Origin of the sequence: Providencia sp. PROV156 (genome assembly GCF_028480905.1) — a bacterium.
GTDB classification, from domain to species: domain Bacteria; phylum Pseudomonadota; class Gammaproteobacteria; order Enterobacterales; family Enterobacteriaceae; genus Providencia; species Providencia hangzhouensis.
Genome location: NZ_JAMPPE010000004.1, coordinates 19,261 through 37,652 on the forward strand (window position 1 = coordinate 19,261; position 18,392 = coordinate 37,652).

Genomic DNA, 18,392 nt, shown 5'->3' on the forward strand with positions numbered 1-18,392 from the left:
GCAAAGACACCTTAAACATTTTCCCCCTCTCTCTTTTTTATACACATAACACACACTTTAAATATTGTAAGCACTCTTCAGAGTGTGTATTATGTGTATATCAGTTAACGAAATGGAGGGATCGTGCAAAGTTCGGAACTGATAAACATACTGCAAAAAAACGGTTGGAAACTTGAAAGAATAAAAGGAAGTCACCATCAGTTTTCCCACCCACATTTTTCAATTGTAATTACTGTTCCGCATCCACAAAAAGATTTAAAGATAGGCACACTAAATCACATTTTGAAGGCTGCGAAACTAACACATTAAATAAGAAAAGCGTTCACGCATGAGCGCTATCTTTAATGGAGATAACCTAATGCTTTATACCGCCTTTATTGAAATTGATAATGATGGCAGCGCAAGTGGCTGGTTTCCTGATATTGAAGGATGTACATTCGCGGGCAGCAATATAGAAGAGGCTTACGCAGAAGCAAAATCAGCAATTGATGCTCATTTTGAATTATTGAGTGAAAAAGGCTTTGAGATCCCATTATCGAAATCTCAGCAAACGCTATTGAACCCAATACAACCTGAATATGCGCATGGGATATGGTTATTTGTGGATGTCGATATGGATAAATACGATGGCCGTACTGAGCGTATTAATATCACCTTGCCGCATCGTTTATTACATCGTATTGATGCTTTAGTGAAGGTTAATCCTGAATATGGTAGCCGTAGTGGTTTTATTGCTGCTGCAGCTCGTAAAGAATTAAAAAAAACCGATTAATACATTGAAAATAATAGATTACATAAATAATTATCAATCGCCGCATCCCTGCGGCAACTTATTGTTCAAAGAGACGTCAATATCTCAATCGACGGAGCATAGTAATAACTCCCCGAAACGGCTTTCGTCATACGCAGCAAATCATCGTATTTGCCATCTTTTTCACCAAACATGCTGAGTAACTGCTGTTCAATATTGTGTAACCTTGCACAATAAGCGATAAAGAATAAGCCATGTTTGCCGCTTGCTGTACCATATGGCAAGCTGTGACGCATAACTGAAAGCTCTTCACCCTCTTCTTCTATCACCACGCGTGAGACATGAGAGGTGACATTGCGCGCATCTTCATCTAATTCAACGCTATCTTTTTTCGTACGGCCAATCATTTTTTCTTGTTCATGTTCCGAAAAACGATCCCATTTTCGTAAATCGTGTTCATAGCGTTGGACTAAAACATAGCTTCCGCCTTTATCTTCACCGTCTTCAATTAATGTAACCTCTGAAATTTCTTCCCCCTGCGGGTTCTCTGTTCCATCAATAAAACCACTTAAATCTCTGTCATCTACCCAACGGAAGCCATGAATTTCTTCAACCACAGAGATAGATTTACCAAATGCTTTTAAAGCAGCTTGTGCTAAAGAAAAATTAATATCGTGGCGCAGTGATTGAATATGAATAAACATATCCCGTTGAGTGGCGGGAGCAAGCCCTTTACCCAGAGTGCGAAATGGTTTCAATTCAGGAGCAGTATTTGCCTTACCGAGCTGTTTCCAGATATCAGAGCCAAACGCGATAACTGCACCAAGGCGATCATCTGGATATTGCGCTTGTAATTTGGTTAAAGCCTCGACAAAGCTTTTACATCCAGACTTAACTTCATCCAGAGATCCCTCTTGCACTTGCGCTTCAATAAAAATACCAAAACGGCTATGTTCTTTCAAAATACCACTTTGAGAATGAGACATACGGTAAACCTCGTAAAATGAATATGTTATATAACCTATTTTTTATATAAGCGATTTTAATATCTTATCTTATCTTATCGCTATGATGTTCACCTTGTTTTAACGCAAGGGAATATAGGTTTCCGGTCTATTATAAGAAAGAAAATTTAAGAAAGGGTAAATTTCTTTGAAAACAAGGAAAAAGAAATACTAATGGAAAGATATCGCCAGTATAGATAGTTCTGGCGATATTATTAACGAAATGAGATTATTTATGCCAAATAATTTGCGAGATTTTCCATGTTTTCAGGTCATCATCTGAAGGCATTAAATCTTCTGGCCCTTGCCACTTACCTGTAAAACGGTAAACCACTTTACTTGATTGCGGTGAATTACATTCAATGGTTGGAACGTCATTGACTCGCTCGCCTAGACCGCAAATACCGAATGCTTTTTGATAAATTTCACTAAATTCAGTACCCACTGTCGGCCCCCATTCAGTTGCAATATCGGGGTCACTCACTATAATTCGTGATACATAGCCGTGCTCTGGGCCAACTATTTCTAATTTTACTTCATTATCATCCATTCCTTGGAAAATTGTGACCACATCCCCATTTTCCATTTGCATACCGCTGCGTAATGTATAGCGGTCATCAAGTTGTTTCTTAATGATATCCGCTTGCATTGGTGTAAAACTAGTCACTTGACCAAGTCCTGAGCTAGAAACCACCAGTGGGCCGCTAAACCAAGTCGATGGCGAAAAGAATTTCACACCCGCACACCCTGATAACAGAACTGTTCCACAGAGTAGAGAAGCCTTCAACAACGGCGATAATCCATTATTTCTATTCAACTTTGCATGTTGGGACATATCATCCTCTTTTATGAGTCGCATAATGCATATTGTGACAATCTATTTATCAAAACATTCCCATGAATAGTTAAATAAATAGTCAATTAACTTAAAAATCCGTTTCGTGCGTTAATTTTTTCGAATAAATTAAACGTTCAGGTTGTTCTTCTTCATACAACATTTTTTCAAACATACAGATAGCAGCATCAGATTCTTCACTCACTAACAGCTCGATTCTTCCGCAACCTCTGGCGATCAGTTTTTTTTCTAGTCTACTTACTAATGCATTCGCAATACCACGGCCACGGTATTCAGGGTGAACGGCAAGGTAAACAGCAGTACCACGAATACCATCATACCCCCCCATAATAGTACCAACGACTTCCCCGGCAACTTCAGCCACTAGAAATAAGTCTGCTCCACACTGTAATTTGCGTTCAATATCGAGTTCAGGATCCCCTGAAAATTCATTAAGAGAACAACGCTCCCATAATGTCAGGACGTCTTCATAATCACTTTGTCGAAAGACTCGTATTTCCATCTCATTTGCCTGCTTAAACTAATCTTTCTGCCATTATCTCTGCTTTTGCCACACAATCAATATTCAATATGCCTTTCTTCGAGCAAAAGGGTATACTTTAACCATTATTTTTTACCTATGGTTCTATTATAAAACAATGAATTACCCAGATATTGAACGTGTAAAAACCTATTTGCAAAGCTTGCAAGAGGCTATTTGTCAAAAAATCACTGAGCTAGATGGTAAGGAAACTTTTCTAGAACAAACATGGGAACGCTCTGAAGGTGGTGGGGGTCGTAGCCGAGTATTAACCAAAGGGGCATTATTTGAACAAGCTGGGGTTAATTTCTCTCATATTAAAGGAGAAAAATTACCTGCATCTGCTTCAGCCCATCGCCCTGAACTTGCAGGTCGCAGCTACCAAGCAATGGGCGTCTCTCTCGTCATTCACCCTCTGAATCCTTACATTCCGACAACCCATGCTAATGTCCGTTTCTTTATTGCTGAAAAAGAAGGTTGCGAGCCTGTTTGGTGGTTTGGTGGCGGTTTTGATTTAACCCCTTTTTATGGCTTTCATGAAGATGTCATCCACTGGCACACTGTTGCTCGTGATTTATGCCGCCCTTATGGTACTGATGTTTATCCTAAATATAAAAATTGGTGTGATGAATACTTTTTCCTGAAGCATAGAAATGAACCTCGTGGTGTCGGTGGGCTATTTTATGATGACCTTAACCAAGGGGGTTTTGAATCCTGTTTTAACTTCACTCAAGCCGTTGGTAATGGCTTTTTAGATGCCTATGTGCCGATTGTTGAAAAACGCAAAGATCATTCATGGGGTGAACGAGAGCGTCAATTCCAATTATATCGTCGTGGTCGTTATGTCGAATTCAATTTGGTATGGGACAGAGGTACATTATTTGGCTTACAAAGTGGAGGCCGAACAGAATCAATTTTAATGTCAATGCCACCACTTGTCCGCTGGGAATACGACTATCATCCTGAACCTAATAGCCAAGAAGCTGCTCTCTATACTGAATTTTTAATCCTAAATAAAGAGTGGGTTTCGCCATAATTAATAACATTAGTTTATAAATTAAGGTAGAAAGATAACCGTTCTACCTTTCTAATATAAAATAACAGCAATTGATTTTAAAGCTTATATATCAACTAGTTACAAAATTATCACAACAGATTATGATTCCATTTCACCCAACTGAATGGAGTTATAATATGAATCAAATTTTAGGCCGTTCTTTACTCTCACCTTGCTTATTAGCCAATTTAGTGACTAAAGCAGGTCATACTGACTTAAAATCAACGCTCACTCATATCAATGATATTATGAGCCGAACCTATTCACATGAAGATGCATTATTTCATCGCAATAATCTTTCATCTTGCCCTATAGATACGACAGGAAAGCGCTATAACCGTTTTATTCGTGATGCTCAGCGCCCTATTCCACATAAACATCACTGGCATTCTGACCTGCCAATTTGTGAGCGTTCAGGGCTTTCTCCAGATAGTCATATGCCACATGATGACTATGCGGTAATTATGTGCGAAGAAGACACTCAAGCACCATCAAAACCCGCTGGGCAAGTATTTAATTCAATTGGTGTTATTCGTACCTTTTTCAAGGAAAAATTAAATATTGACCAAATTTTTGGCTGTTCTGCTGATATTAATGCGGTTATTCATTATGGAACAAACTACGCTAACGCATTTTGGAATTCTCAAGCTATTTTCTTTGGTGACGGGGATGGAATCGTTTTTGGCCCATTCTATAACGACATTGATATAATTGCTCACGAACTTGCTCATGGTTTTATTAGTTCAAAAGCTAATTTTAGATATTCTTTCCAGTCTGGTGCTCTTAATGAGTCTGTCGCAGATGTACTTGGGATTATGGTCAAACAATATTTAAATAATGAAACAGCCAATACCTCTAATTGGCTACTTGGAGAAAATTTATTTATTGACCAAATAAATGCACCTGCCCTACGTTCGATGATAAATCCAGGCGACGCTTATTATCTTTCTGATGAGGTCAGAGATCCACAAGTTGGCCATATGTCTCAATATCAAGATTTACCTATTTTTGTTGATAATGGCGGCGTACATATTAATTCAGGCATTCCAAATAGAGCCTTTTACTTATTAGCTAAGAGCCTTGGTGGCTATACGTGGGATATCGCCGGTAAAATTTGGCTGGAAGCAGTGTCTGACAATAGAGTGACAAAGAAAGCGACATTTATCGAATTTGCTGATGCTACGATCCGTGCGGCTAAGAAACTGTTTGATGATAATATTGCGCAAAAAACACAACAGAGTTGGTTAGGTGTTGGGTTGATAGTAAACCTGTAATAAAATATATCGCTAGATAGCATTAAACCATTTGAAATTAATTTTTCTGTAAAATACAAAGGCCGATACTAAAGAGCATTAATCAACTCTTTTATTCAGCCTTATTCATTAAACCTGCACGTTAACGTTTTTTCTTTTTTCTACCTGGTTGTGTAAACTTTTTACGTGTCGGGTTTTCTGTTTTTACTTTGGGTTTACTTGGCGATGCTTGCTTTGTATTACCTTTATTAGCAGAAACCGATTTCTGTGCTTTTTTCGGTTTAATATCTGACTCAGATTTTTCCATCATATCAAATAACTCAATCAATTCGTCATCTGTTAAGTCTCGCCACTCCCCGACAGGAATACCCGTCAGCCTAACATTCATGATGCGAACGCGTTCAAGTTTAGTGACTTCAAAACCAAAGTGTTCACACATGCGACGAATTTGACGGTTTAACCCTTGCACAAGAGTAATTCTAAAAACAAATGGAGCTTCTTTCTTAACCTTACATTTTTTAGTCATTGTGCCAAGAATCGGTACTCCAGCACCCATTCCACGGATAAATTCATCTGTAACGGGTTTATTGACAGTAACTAAATATTCTTTTTCATGGGAATTCCCTGCCCGTAAAATTTTATTCACCAAATCCCCATGGTTTGTGAGGAAAATCAACCCTTGAGAGTCTTTATCTAAACGGCCAATTGGGAAAATTCGGGTACTGTGATTAACATAATCAACAATATTATCTTTTTCACCACTCTCTGTCGTACTGACAATACCGACTGGCTTATTCAGAGCGATTAACACTAAATCTTCTTCATTACGCGGCTCAATTAATTGCCCATTAACTTTTACCACATCACCAGAAAAAACTTGGTCGCCTATTCCTGCACGCTTACCATTAATAAATACATTACCCTGCTCAATATAACGGTCAGCTTCACGTCTTGAGCAAATACCACTTTCACTAATATATTTGTTTAAACGTGTAGAAGAACGAGTGTCCATAATTTCCCTCAATCTTTAATTCTTCCCCCTGTCCGTCATGATATATTTTGATAACGTAAGGGCGATATTTATTCTTAAAGTATCAATCTAAATAATATTAAAAAGCCGTAACATAATGGTTTTGTTACGGCTTTATGCATTTAATACGGTCAACTAAACCTACATTAGTGCCTTATTAACTAACGTTTTTTCAAATGCTGCATTAAACGCTTACGCTTACGTAACTGAGTTGGCGTTAGCTTATTTTTCTTATCTGCATATGGGTTTTCACCCTCTTTAAACAGAATTCGAATTGGCGTTCCCATCACTTGTAATGAACGACGGAAGTAATTCATCAAATAACGTTTGTAGCTGTCTGGTAAATCAGAGACTTGGTTACCATGGATCACAACAATCGGTGGGTTATGCCCCCCAGCATGGGCATATTTCATTTTAACACGACGACCACGAATAAGCGGCGGTTGGTGCTCATCTTCTGCCATCTTCATGATGCGCGTTAATAATGCCGTTCCCACTCGACGAGTTGCAGATTCATAAGCTTCTTGCACTGATTCAAATAGGTTACCCACGCCACTGCCATGCAATGCAGAAATAAAGTGAATTCGTGCGAAATCAACAAAACCAAGACGCAGTTCAAGCATATCCTTCACATGCTCGCGGTCCTCGGGCTTCATACCATCCCATTTATTAACCGCAATAACTAATGAACGACCTGCATTGAGGATAAAACCAAGTAAAGATAAATCTTGGTCTGAGATACCTTCGCGTGCATCGATAACTAATAATACGACGTTCGCATCTTCAATCGCTTGTAATGTTTTAATTACAGAGAATTTTTCGACTGTTTCAGTAACTTTACCGCGTTTACGCACACCAGCCGTGTCAATTAGAATATATTCACGCTCATCGCGTTCCATTGGAATATAAATGCTGTCACGGGTTGTGCCTGGCATATCAAACACAACAACCCTTTCTTCACCCAATATACGGTTGGTTAATGTCGATTTACCGACATTCGGACGACCAACGATGGCTAATTTAATCGGTAATGTTGTTGGATCGAAGTCATCTTCTTCGTCTTCATCAAGCTCACCTTGAGCTTCTAACTCTGCCCAATATGCCGCATTTTCTTCTTCTTCGGTCAGCTCGACTTCTTCTTCATCTTCAGCAACAAAAGGTTTTAACGATTGTTCTATTAACTGAGTGACACCGCGGCCATGTGATGCAGCGATAGGATGAATTTCCCCTAAACCAAGAGAGTAAAAATCCCCGATTGCTGTTGTGACCTCAATACCATCTGTTTTGTTTGCCACTAAATAAGTTTTTTTCTTGCGGCTACGAAGATGTTTGGCAATGCCTTCATCCGCAGGCATTAGCCCTGCTCTTGCATCGACCATAAACAGAACAATATCTGCCTCTTCAATTGCTTGCAAGGACTGTGCGGCCATGTGCGTTTCTACACCTTCCTCAGTCCCATCGATACCACCCGTGTCGATAATAATGAATTCGTGACCTTCAACTTCTGCACGACCATATTTGCGATCACGAGTCAGACCGGGAAAGTCCGCTACTAATGCGTCACGGGTACGGGTTAAACGGTTAAATAACGTGGATTTTCCTACGTTTGGACGCCCTACCAGCGCTACGACGGGTATCATTCTTAGATGCCTCACAACTTTTATTAACTAAAGGAATTCTGAGGCTTTAACTCAGAAAACAAAAAACGAAACGGCTCCTGTGTTCAGGAACCGTTGATTTTATCGATAAATTGGCGGTTTGTCAGAAAATTAACGTGTTAACAGGTAAACTGTTCCGTTTTTTGTCTGAACCATTAGCTTATCACTTGCAACCACTGGGCGACTGTGAATACCAGAGCTGTTTAATTTATTTTGTGCAACAAACCCACCCGTACTCATGTCTAACCAATGCAGATAACCTTCTTTGTCACCGACAACAAGATAGCCATTATACATTTCTGGTGCAGATAACCCGCGGTTTAGTAAGTCTTCCTGTGTCCACAGCGTCACACCATCGCTTTTACGAACAGACAATACGCGGTCACTTTGGTCAACGAGGTACAGGTTTTCACCTGACATTACCATATCATTGATTGAGCCCAGTTCACGTTTCCATAGGATTTGACCTGAACGCATATCCAGTGCTGCCAATGTGCCATTATAAGCAATCGCATACACTTTGCCGTCATCAATAATTGGTGTCATATCGACATCGTTTAAGCGGCCGATTTCTGTCGAACTTGTCACTTGCGAAATGCGTTGCTGCCAAATTAATTGGCCTTGAGACAATAGCACTGCACTGACACGACCGTTATCCCCACCCACAATCGCAGCACCAAAGGCAACTGCTGGAGCAGATTCACCACGTAATGACAACGATGGGGTATCCATGTTAACAGTCCACTTGATTTCCCCGCTATTGACGTCTAAAGCTTGCAGTTGACCATTACTGGTATGAATAACAACAAGGTCATTACTCACTACAGGTTTAGAAAGGGCTTCACCTGCAACTTCGACATCCCAAGCGACTTGACCATCTTCTTTGTTAAGAGCGATAACTGTTCCACGCTCAGTACCCACAAAGATTTTGTCGCCATCAACGGTTAAACCACCGGATAATAATGCAGATAAATTAGCAGAAAGAAAACCCGTTCGTTTAGATAAATCTACCGACCATAGTTCTTTACCACTGTCGAGTTCAAAGGCTTTAACTAAACCTTTGCGGTCTGCTGCATAAACGGCTGAGCCATCCCAAACCGGTGATAATTCAGAATAAAATTGTTCAACACCATTTCCAACAGATTTATCCCAAACAATTGATGGGGTGAATTGATTTTCAACCTGTGGAAGTGGCGCCATAATAATAGAATCAGTTTCGCTGGAACAACCGGCAAGTAAAGCTGAAGCGACTAGGCCAACTAAAAGTGTTTTGCGCAACTGCATGTTTGTCGTTTCCTTTCTTCTTATGAATTAGATACGTTGTTCAACTTCAGAGTCAAAATACCTCTAATAGATTGAGAGCCTTCACTTTCTAACCCCTGAGTGTAAGCGGCTTTTGCGCCTACTTTATCACCCTTGTGGAGTAAGGCATCGCCACGGACATCCTGTGCCGTTGCTTGCCATGACTTACTTTTAATATTTGCCACTGACGCTATCGCGCCATCAGCATTACCTTGAGCCAATTGTACTCGTGCTAAACGCAAGTTAATTAAATCTTGCATATCCACAGTTTTTGCTTTGGCTAATGCATTGGTCAATGCAGTTTGTGCGTTAGCTAAATCACCTTTATCCACTGCAATTTGCGCAAGCTCTAAACCCATCATCGCACTGTATACGTCGTCAGTTTCAGCCGCGAATTTTTGCGCCGCAGCAATAGCCTGATCTGAACCCGAACGTAATTGGGCGTTTACTGTTTCAAATTTTTGTGCACTTTCTTGCAGTACATTGGTTTTATGGGACTGCCAGTAGTTCCAACCAAATACACCACCAACGCCAATGACGAGACCAATAACTAATGCCACGCCATTATTCGCAAAAAAGCGTTTAATCGCATCGACTTGATCATTTTCGTTTGTATAGACTTCCACTTGTCTCTCCTTAACCTAATAATTCGGCGATGCGTGACGCCATAAGTTGCTGCGAAATAGTTTCTTGTACGCCAGTACGTAAGTCTTTCACGGTGACTTGGTTATTTTTAATTTCATCTTCCCCCAAGATCAGTGCAATTTTAGCGCCTTGTTTGTCCGCTCTTGCTAACTGTTTCTTGAAGTTACCACCACCGTGGTTAGTCATTAACCGTAGTGTTGGTAGTGCATCACGGACTTTTTCAGCCACTAATATCGCTGCTTGTTGGCTATTTTCGCCAAAAGAAGCGAGATAAACGTCAGCGACTGAAGCATCCGCTGTAAATTCAGGGTTCACTTCTTGGACTAATAACACCATGCGTTCCATACCCATGGCAAAACCAACCGCAGGTGTTGCACGACCGCCTAATTGTTCAACTAGGCCATCATAACGGCCACCCGCACAAACAGTGCCTTGTGAACCCAGCGCCGTGGTTACCCACTCAAAAACAGTGCGGTTATAGTAGTCAAGACCACGAACTAAACGTTGATTTACGCGGTATTGAACCCCAGCAGCTTCTAACAATTTGCATAAGCCATCAAAGTGCTCACGTGATTCGACATCAAGGTAATCAAACAGTTCAGGTGCATCATTCAATAAAGCTTGAATCTCTTGATTTTTGGAGTCCAAAACACGTAAAGGATTTGTGTACATCCGGCGTTTGCAGTCTTCATCCAGCTTATCTTTATGCTGTTCTAAGAAAGCAACTAAAGCCTCACGGTAATTAGCACGCGCTTCTAATGAACCAATCGAGTTCAGCTCTAATGTTACATGCTCACTAATTCCTAACGCTTTCCACCAGCGCGCTGTCATTAAAATAACTTCAGCATCGATATCAGGGCCTGCAAGACCAAAAACTTCAGCCCCTAACTGGTGAAATTGACGATAACGACCTTTTTGTGGGCGCTCATAACGGAACATTGGGCCTAAATACCACAAACGCTGTTCCTGATTGTACAGCAAACCATGCTCAATACCTGCACGTACACAACCTGCGGTATTTTCAGGGCGTAATGTCAGACTTTCATCATTACGGTCATTGAAAGTGTACATTTCTTTTTCAACGACATCCGTCACTTCACCTATCGCTCTGCGAAATAGCGGGGTCTGCTCTACAATCGGGGTACGAATTTCACTAAAACCATAACCCTGTAAAATATTTTTTAATGTTGCCTCGATTTTCTGCCATACACGCGTGTCAGCTGGCAAGTAATCATTCATGCCGCGAATGGCTTGGATATTTTTTCCCACTTTATTTCTCTATTTTCAGAATTACATTAGTTTGATTATAAGAGCGAAATATCATCTGGTTCAATCAACAAACACCAATTACTGATACTAATCGGGATTTATCTGTTAATTTGTACGGTGAGCGACCGATTTTAGAAAAAAATGCGGATAATTGATATAGCGTTTGTTCTAAATACGCCAAACGACTCTATGAGTCGCTTGGCATTAGAATACACAAAATTAATCTTTTAAGTTGACCTCAATCCGCTTGCTTTCATCCATCATCGCTGCTTTTGCTCGAATTTTAGCCTCTAATTGGTCGATGATGTTGTCATTATCAAAGCGCTCTTTTTGACGTTTACCGTCTTCATAGAAACCACTCTTGGTTTTTGCGCCTGCAACACCTAGCGTCGAAACTTCCGCTTCACCGGGGCCATTGACCACACAACCAATAATCGACACATCCATTGGCGTAATGATATCTTCTAAGCGCTGTTCTAACTCATTCACCGTGCCTATCACATCAAATTCTTGCCGTGAGCAGGTTGGACAAGCAATAAAATTAATGCCACGCGAACGAATACGCAGTGATTTTAAAATATCAAAACCGACTTTAACTTCTTCAACAGGGTCTGCAGCCAAAGAAATACGCAGAGTATCACCGATACCTTCAGACAGTAACATTCCTAAGCCAATCGCCGATTTTACGGAGCCTGCACGTGCGCCACCCGCCTCTGTAATACCTAAATGCAGAGGTTGATCAATTTTATTCGCTAATAAACGGTAAGAGCCGACAGCTAAAAATACATCAGAAGCTTTTACACTGACTTTGAATTGGTCGAAATTCAGCCTATCTAAGATGTCCACATGGCGCATTGCCGACTCAACTAAGGCTTCAGGTGTTGGTTCTCCGTACTTCTCTTGAATGTCTTTTTCAAGGGAACCGCCATTGACCCCAATACGAATAGGAATATTGTAATGGCGTGCGCAATCAACAACTTGGCGAATTCTTTCTTCACTACCAATATTACCTGGGTTAATACGCAAGCAATCAACACCGTACTCTGCGACTTTTAATGCAATACGATAGTCAAAATGGATATCAGCCACCAGTGGAACGCTAACTTGCTGTTTAATCAATTTAAATGCTTCAGCAGCATCCATGGTAGGAACAGAAACACGCACGATATCAACACCCACGCGCTCAAGGGATTTTATTTGGCGAACTGTGGCTTCGACATCAGTTGTACGAGTATTGGTCATTGACTGGACAGCGATAGGAGCACCATCGCCTACGGGTACGCTACCTACATTAATACGGGTGGATTTACGTCTTTTTATCGGTGATTCATTATGCATTTTGGTTTAATTCTCCGAACGTCCATGTGCTCTTTGTTACCGTGGTACTTTTTGTGCCTATAGTACTCTTTGTTACCGTGGTATAGTTTTAACGATTATTTTTATACGCTCAACTATACACAAGAAAGCAAACCATAGCCTATCAAAAAAGATGTTTTCGGATATAGTTTGCTTCTTTTTGCCTATTTGTTTTTAGGCTTCAGGTAACTTCAATTTTGCTGGACGTTTCGCTTTAATAAAACGGCTTAAATCAACAGCGTTACCTTGGAACTGTACCGTCACATTCGCCGGCGCACCAATGTTCAGACGATAAGGTTGCGGACCATCAAGTTCCAGCTTATCCCCATTATTTTTGGTACCACTGAATAAAATTTTATTATTCGCATCACGAATTTCTAACCAACACTGCCCAGTAAAATTAAAGACCAGAGCTTGGCTACTCACTGCAACAGGTTCAGTCGTTTCTGTATTTTGTGTTCTATCTAATGCAACTGAAGATTGTGGTGCATTCGGTAATGGAATCGTTCTAACTGGCTCTGTAACAGAGTCAGCCGTTAATACAGGCTCTTGGCCTTGTAATTCAAGTGTATTTTCCTGTGTAACAGGCGCTGTATCCGTTGAGACTATCTCTGTTGAAGCCGGCAATTCAACGGGGGTTGTGCTGTTATCTTGCTGAGACAAAATCAAATCATTTTGATTTGCCATTGAAACTAATTCATCTTTTTGTGCGTTATGATCTTGCCACCACCATACACCAACCATTGCAATGAGGACGATCACAATCAACCAAGTCAGTTTCATTAACCAACCTTCGCGCTTTTTACGCTTTTTCCCTAAAGAATAGCTTTGCATAGGAGAAACTTTGGCTAATGTGACGGGCTCTTCCGTTTTCATATACGTTTTTAATTCGCTTTCTGGTATACCTACCATGCGTGCATAAAGGCGAATATAACCACGTAAAAACGTCGGTTCTACACCAGCGGGAGCAATATCTTGTTCTATCTCTTTTACCGTACTGATTTTAAGGCATAATCGTTCTGCAACAACATCTTGGGTTAGCCCCATGCGCTCACGTGCTTGCGTCAATAATTGTCCTACTGTCGTCGTAGTCTGTTCGGTATTATTTTCGATAGTCATTTGCTGGCAACACTATTTCCAAGTTAAAAATATATAAAGCAAGCATTGAGCAGCTTTACTCGTCAATAATTTATCATCATGTTGAAACAACAATTAAATTTTTCTTATTGCTTCTACTATTGTAGGTGAACAAAGGCGTTTTGCCTAACTCTAAAACGCCCTAAACCATAACTTAATTCACTGATTCAAACATATTTATAAATCAGACTGTTTTTACCTTGATAGGTTCCCCTGCTAAGCGTTTTTTCAACGTTCGTTTTGTTCTGTCGATCACATCGCCAGCAAGTTGCCCACAAGCTGCATCTATATCATCACCGCGTGTTTTGCGTACTATCGTAGTAAAACCATATCCCATCAATACTTTACAAAAGCGGTCAATACGACTATTCGAACTTCTACCGTATGGCGCTCCAGGGAACGGGTTCCATGGAATTAAGTTGATTTTGCTCGGTGTGTTTTTTAAACATTCCGCTAATTGATGAGCTTGTTCAACACTATCGTTCACGTGATCTAACATCACATACTCAACGGTTACTCGTCCTGCATTGGCATTCGATTTCGTTAAATAACGATTCACACTGTTGAGGAAGGTTTCAATATTGTATTTTTTATTAATTGGAACGATATCATCGCGGATATCATCTGTTGGCGCATGCAATGAAATCGCTAACGCGACATCAATCATATCCCCTAATTTGTCCAGTGCAGGTACAACACCGGAAGTGGAAATCGTGACACGGCGCTTAGATAAACCAAAACCGAAGTCATCTAACATAATTTCCATCGCAGGGACGACATTATTCAAATTCAGTAATGGTTCGCCCATTCCCATCATTACAACGTTGGTAATTGGACGGCGTCCACTGGATTTCAGTGAACCAATAATTTTTGCAGCTCGCCAAACCTGACCAATGATTTCCGAAACACGTAAGTTACGGTTGAAGCCTTGTTGCGCCGTGGAACAGAATTTACACTCCAGCGCACAACCAACCTGTGAAGAGACACACAATGTTGCACGATCTGCTTCTGGGATATATACAGTTTCAACCAGTTGGTCACCCACTTTGATAGCCCACTTAATGGTACCATCTGATGAGCGCTGTTCGTCAGCGACTTCCGGTGCACGGATTTCCGCGACTTCTTTTAGTTTTGCTCTAAGAACTTTATTAATATCGGTCATTTGGTCAAAATCATCATAGCAATAATGATAGATCCATTTCATGACCTGATCCGCGCGGAACGGTTTTTCACCCATTTGGGCAAAGAACTCACGCATTTGCTTGCGGTTTAAATCAAGTAAATTGGTTTTTTGATTCGTTTTTTCTGGCGTGACAGAAATAGCAGAAGAAGTTGCACATTGTGCATCTGTCGTCATATCAGACATGGTGTATTGCCTCGTTGTTACACTTTCGGCAGTGCTAGTAATGAGTATAGCACGACGTAATTTTTGCAGTCTTAAAAATATAATCGCCCCGCTAATCATAGCAGGGCGTCGCATTGTACAAACTTTATAACAATAATGCTAATGCATTAGTTAAAGAAGTCTTAGCGTGGGCAGATTTCATCAGCAGTGAAGAAATACGCGATTTCACGAGCAGCAGATTCTTCAGAGTCTGAACCGTGAGTTGCGTTTTCAGTGAAGCTGTCTGCGTAGTCTGCACGTAAAGTACCTGCTAACGCGTTATCTGGGTTAGTTGCGCCCATCAGGTCACGATGACGTTGGATTGCATTTTCACCTTCTAACACTTGCAGCATGATAGGGCCTGAAGTCATGAATTCAACCAGACCTTCAAAGAAAGGACGGCCTTTGTGTTCAGCGTAGAAGCCTTCAGCTTGCTCACGAGTTAAATGCATCATTTTAGCAGCGATGATTGTGAAACCCGCGCTTTCAAAACGGTTGTAAATTGCACCAATAACGTTTTTCTTCACAGCGTTTGGTTTAATAATAGAAAATGTACGTTGAACAGTCATAAATAACCTCTTAGCGATTCATTAGGCCTTTATTCTTTATTCTTCCCTGTAACTTAGGATGCAAGAACTTAAAATAGGCATGTTGTAGTTTTTTATATTATTTCTAATTCTATTGTTAGGCTTTTAAACTTCAAAAGCAACCATGTCTAGGAAAAAGAAAAATAAGGCGATGATTATAGGGGCTCTGATTACAATTTCCTACAGTCACAACAACATTTTGTTAAACTTTTTATAGCAAAAAACACTATTTTTTCGGGTAAGTCACGTTTTTCATCTATTACTTCACTCTAAAACTCATTGCCGTCACTTGGCCGCTTAAATCCAATACTGAAATTTGGTAGTTTCCACTTTTATCGAGTGTCAGCAAAATAGAACCATTTTGCTCTGTTGTGTTCACCTGTTCTCCATTTAAGAACCACCATTTCTGCCCCTGCCCACCCTGTGTGACTAAACGCAAATCTAAACTGGTTTTTCCTGGCAAGCGCTGTAATACTTCACCATCACGTATACCGGAAATCAATAATGGCGGCGTTTCTAACTTCAATGGAGGACAAGCTAAATCTGCTTTAGGTAACTGGTTTTCCCGTTTTTCACTACTCGGTAACCATGACTCCACCGTAATCGGCCATAAATGTACCTCTTTTTCCTGTGCATTCGGGCAATCTGCCGCCACTTGTAGCCCTTTGTTATTTACCCAGATTTTTTGTCTTAACCCTAAGAGTGACTCTTGGTCTCGTGCCATTAAAGTGGGTGGGATCGTATTATCCAAGATCCAACTTAGGCGCCTTTGGCGGCAATTATTATCATCTTTCAGTAATGCCGTTCCTCCCGGCCAGCAAATCACTGCTTGGCTAACACTGGCAGGCTTCACATCTTTCGGTAACGGTTCATGAGATAGGTAAATTTTGCTCAGTAACATTCCATTGATTTGATTCATAATCGGGATAGCAGTGGCAAAGCCTAGCTGCCCTGCAACAGGCGTTGCATCCGGTCGTCCGACCCAAACACCGATGGTATAACGCGGATTAACACCAATCGCCCACGCATCTCGATAACCATAACTGGTTCCCGTTTTCCATGCTAAATTAAGTTGCCCTGATAAATTAGCCTCAGGAACAGGGCGTGCTTCCCCGCCCATAATACGGCGCACTATCCACGCGGCTCCCGGTGACATCAGCGCTCTATCGCGAATTTTATCGGTTGGTTTAAAACGTAGCGGCGACACATAACCTTTTCTCGCAAATGCGCTGTAAGCGGAAACCAAATCTTCCATCCGTGTGGCTGTGCCGCCTAAAATCAGCGACAAGTTTGGTTCACTCCCTAACGGAAAGCGCAGCTCAGTCCCAACATTACGCAGTTGAGCCGTAAATCGTTTACTACCATACACATCTAATAACTGAACTACGGGTAAATTTAATGAACGAACGAGTGCATCACTAACACTCACTGGCCCATTAAAACCACTGTCAAAGTTCCCCGGACGGTAATCATTAAAGCGCCTCGGTACATCTTGTAATAACGACTCCGCATGGATGAGCCCGTCATCCATCGCTAATGCATATAAAAAAGGTTTTAACGTTGAGCCTGGAGAGCGCCAAGCGCTAATCATGTCCACATGACCAAAACGGCTATCATCTTGGAAATCAATTGAGCCAATATAAGCTTTTACTGCCATATCCGTATGATCAACCACCAAAATCCCCAGTGAAGTTTGTTTTGGTAGTTGGTTTTTCCAATTCATTGCCATGTCTTCCAGTTGCCTTTGCAAACTGGCGTCGATAGTGGTTTCAATGATGGGGTCTTGCGTATTTTTAGTCACACGCCTTGCAAGCAAAGGAGCAGAATGCGGATTCTTCCGCGGTGCTAGCCAAATTTGTTCTTGTTTAATATCGGCAACTTTTTCAGGGCTCCAAACTTGGTATTCCTCTAACCTGTCTAACACCTTATCACGAGCGGCTTGTGCCCTTTGTGGATAACGGTCTGGCCTTAAACGGCTAGGAGCTTGAGGTAGAACAGCAAAGAGAGCTGCTTCACTCGCCGTCAATTTTGCTGGTGACTTATTCAAATATACCCAGCTAGCGGCTCCTATACCTTCAATGGTTCCACCATACGGAGCGCGGTTTAAATACATTTCTAAAATTTCATCTTTTGAGTAGTGATACTCAAGCTGAGCCGTACGCCAAAGCTGTTTCAGCTTACCGCCCAATGTTCTTTCATGGGGATCAATTAACCGTGCAACTTGCATCGAAATGGTACTACCGCCCGACACAATACGCCCTGAACTCACAAACTGCCCCGCGGCCCTAACTAGCGAAAACGGGTTTACCCCCGGATGGCGATAAAAATGGCGGTCTTCATACGTTAATAACGCTTCAATAAAATCAGGAGAAACCTCATCGAGTGTAACCGGAAAGCGCCAAATACCTTCTTTGTCTGCAAAGCGCCACAATGGTGTGCCATCCGCCGCAACCACAGTTCGGGCCATTTCAATTTGCTTAATCGGCAACGGCCATATTTTATCAGCCGCTAGAAAAGCCAGTGGCAAAATAATGACCAACAGAACCAGTGCAATGCCTGTGCGGCGTAACCATTTTTTCATTG

Annotated in this window: 17 protein-coding genes; 4 read left to right on the forward strand and 13 right to left on the reverse strand. The window is 41.2% G+C overall.

Annotated elements, in window-relative coordinates; genetic code table 11:
- Nucleotides 1-123 precede the first annotated feature (123 nt).
- Entirely contained in the window at nt 124-309 is a 186-nt protein-coding gene (locus PSF31_RS03695) for a type II toxin-antitoxin system HicA family toxin (protein WP_096863453.1), read from the forward strand.
- 49 nt (nt 310-358) lie between these two features.
- Nucleotides 359-772 (forward strand): type II toxin-antitoxin system HicB family antitoxin, encoded by a 414-nt coding sequence (locus tag PSF31_RS03700; protein WP_094961723.1) that lies wholly within the window; start codon nt 359-361, stop codon nt 770-772.
- Nucleotides 773-837: 65 nt separating this feature from the next.
- Here PSF31_RS03700 and PSF31_RS03705 read toward each other — a convergent pair whose 3' ends face one another.
- The 3 genes from PSF31_RS03705 to PSF31_RS03715 all read right to left on the reverse strand — a co-directional run bounded on the left by PSF31_RS03705 (nt 838) and on the right by PSF31_RS03715 (nt 3,113).
- Complete coding sequence (locus tag PSF31_RS03705) at nt 838-1,737, reverse strand: Dyp-type peroxidase (RefSeq protein WP_096863452.1); 900 nt, start codon at nt 1,735-1,737, stop codon at nt 838-840.
- Nucleotides 1,738-1,984: 247 nt separating this feature from the next.
- On the reverse strand, nt 1,985-2,590 hold the full coding sequence (locus tag PSF31_RS03710; RefSeq protein WP_050763802.1) for an RpoE-regulated lipoprotein: 606 nt from the start codon (nt 2,588-2,590) through the stop codon (nt 1,985-1,987).
- Nucleotides 2,591-2,681: 91 nt separating this feature from the next.
- Complete coding sequence (locus tag PSF31_RS03715; protein ID WP_004264887.1) at nt 2,682-3,113, reverse strand: GNAT family acetyltransferase; 432 nt, start codon at nt 3,111-3,113, stop codon at nt 2,682-2,684.
- Between the two features lie 136 nt (nt 3,114-3,249).
- Between PSF31_RS03715 and hemF the strand changes: the two genes are divergently transcribed.
- Both hemF and PSF31_RS03725 read left to right on the forward strand, forming a co-directional pair.
- Nucleotides 3,250-4,167: an oxygen-dependent coproporphyrinogen oxidase gene (gene hemF, locus PSF31_RS03720; RefSeq protein WP_004264888.1), complete on the forward strand. Its 918-nt coding sequence runs from the start codon at nt 3,250-3,252 to the stop codon at nt 4,165-4,167.
- A gap of 158 nt (nt 4,168-4,325) precedes the next feature.
- Nucleotides 4,326-5,462 (forward strand): M4 family metallopeptidase, encoded by a 1,137-nt coding sequence (locus PSF31_RS03725; RefSeq protein ID WP_036958991.1) that lies wholly within the window; start codon nt 4,326-4,328, stop codon nt 5,460-5,462.
- Nucleotides 5,463-5,583: 121 nt separating this feature from the next.
- Here the strand turns inward: PSF31_RS03725 and rluF are convergent, their stop codons facing one another.
- From rluF to pbpC, 10 genes are all read right to left on the reverse strand, one after another.
- Complete coding sequence (rluF, locus tag PSF31_RS03730; RefSeq protein WP_004264890.1) at nt 5,584-6,453, reverse strand: 23S rRNA pseudouridine(2604) synthase RluF; 870 nt, start codon at nt 6,451-6,453, stop codon at nt 5,584-5,586.
- A 179-nt stretch (nt 6,454-6,632) separates the two neighbouring features.
- Nucleotides 6,633-8,111 (reverse strand): ribosome biogenesis GTPase Der, encoded by a 1,479-nt coding sequence (gene der / locus PSF31_RS03735; RefSeq protein WP_096863451.1) that lies wholly within the window; start codon nt 8,109-8,111, stop codon nt 6,633-6,635.
- A 129-nt stretch (nt 8,112-8,240) separates the two neighbouring features.
- A complete protein-coding gene (gene bamB / locus PSF31_RS03740) occupies nt 8,241-9,413 on the reverse strand; it encodes an outer membrane protein assembly factor BamB (protein WP_094961718.1) in 1,173 nt (390 codons plus the stop codon).
- A 20-nt stretch (nt 9,414-9,433) separates the two neighbouring features.
- Nucleotides 9,434-10,057: a YfgM family protein gene (locus PSF31_RS03745; protein WP_096863450.1), complete on the reverse strand. Its 624-nt coding sequence runs from the start codon at nt 10,055-10,057 to the stop codon at nt 9,434-9,436.
- Nucleotides 10,058-10,067: 10 nt separating this feature from the next.
- On the reverse strand, nt 10,068-11,345 hold the full coding sequence (gene hisS, locus PSF31_RS03750; protein ID WP_004264894.1) for a histidine--tRNA ligase: 1,278 nt from the start codon (nt 11,343-11,345) through the stop codon (nt 10,068-10,070).
- Between the two features lie 219 nt (nt 11,346-11,564).
- Complete coding sequence (gene ispG, locus PSF31_RS03755; protein WP_004264895.1) at nt 11,565-12,683, reverse strand: flavodoxin-dependent (E)-4-hydroxy-3-methylbut-2-enyl-diphosphate synthase; 1,119 nt, start codon at nt 12,681-12,683, stop codon at nt 11,565-11,567.
- A 192-nt stretch (nt 12,684-12,875) separates the two neighbouring features.
- Nucleotides 12,876-13,820 carry a cytoskeleton protein RodZ gene (gene rodZ, locus PSF31_RS03760; RefSeq protein WP_096863449.1) on the reverse strand — a complete coding sequence of 315 codons (945 nt, stop codon included), beginning with the start codon at nt 13,818-13,820 and terminating at the stop codon, nt 12,876-12,878.
- 202 nt (nt 13,821-14,022) lie between these two features.
- Nucleotides 14,023-15,204 (reverse strand): bifunctional tRNA (adenosine(37)-C2)-methyltransferase TrmG/ribosomal RNA large subunit methyltransferase RlmN, encoded by a 1,182-nt coding sequence (locus PSF31_RS03765; protein ID WP_004912645.1) that lies wholly within the window; start codon nt 15,202-15,204, stop codon nt 14,023-14,025.
- Nucleotides 15,205-15,365: 161 nt separating this feature from the next.
- The gene (ndk, locus tag PSF31_RS03770) at nt 15,366-15,791 is read right to left on the reverse strand and encodes a nucleoside-diphosphate kinase (RefSeq protein ID WP_004264899.1); all 426 of its coding nucleotides are present in this window, start codon (nt 15,789-15,791) and stop codon (nt 15,366-15,368) included.
- Between the two features lie 277 nt (nt 15,792-16,068).
- Nucleotides 16,069-18,390, reverse strand: coding sequence for a peptidoglycan glycosyltransferase PbpC (gene pbpC, locus PSF31_RS03775; RefSeq protein WP_096863448.1), 2,322 nt, complete (start codon nt 18,388-18,390; stop codon nt 16,069-16,071).
- Nucleotides 18,391-18,392: the final 2 nt, after the last annotated feature.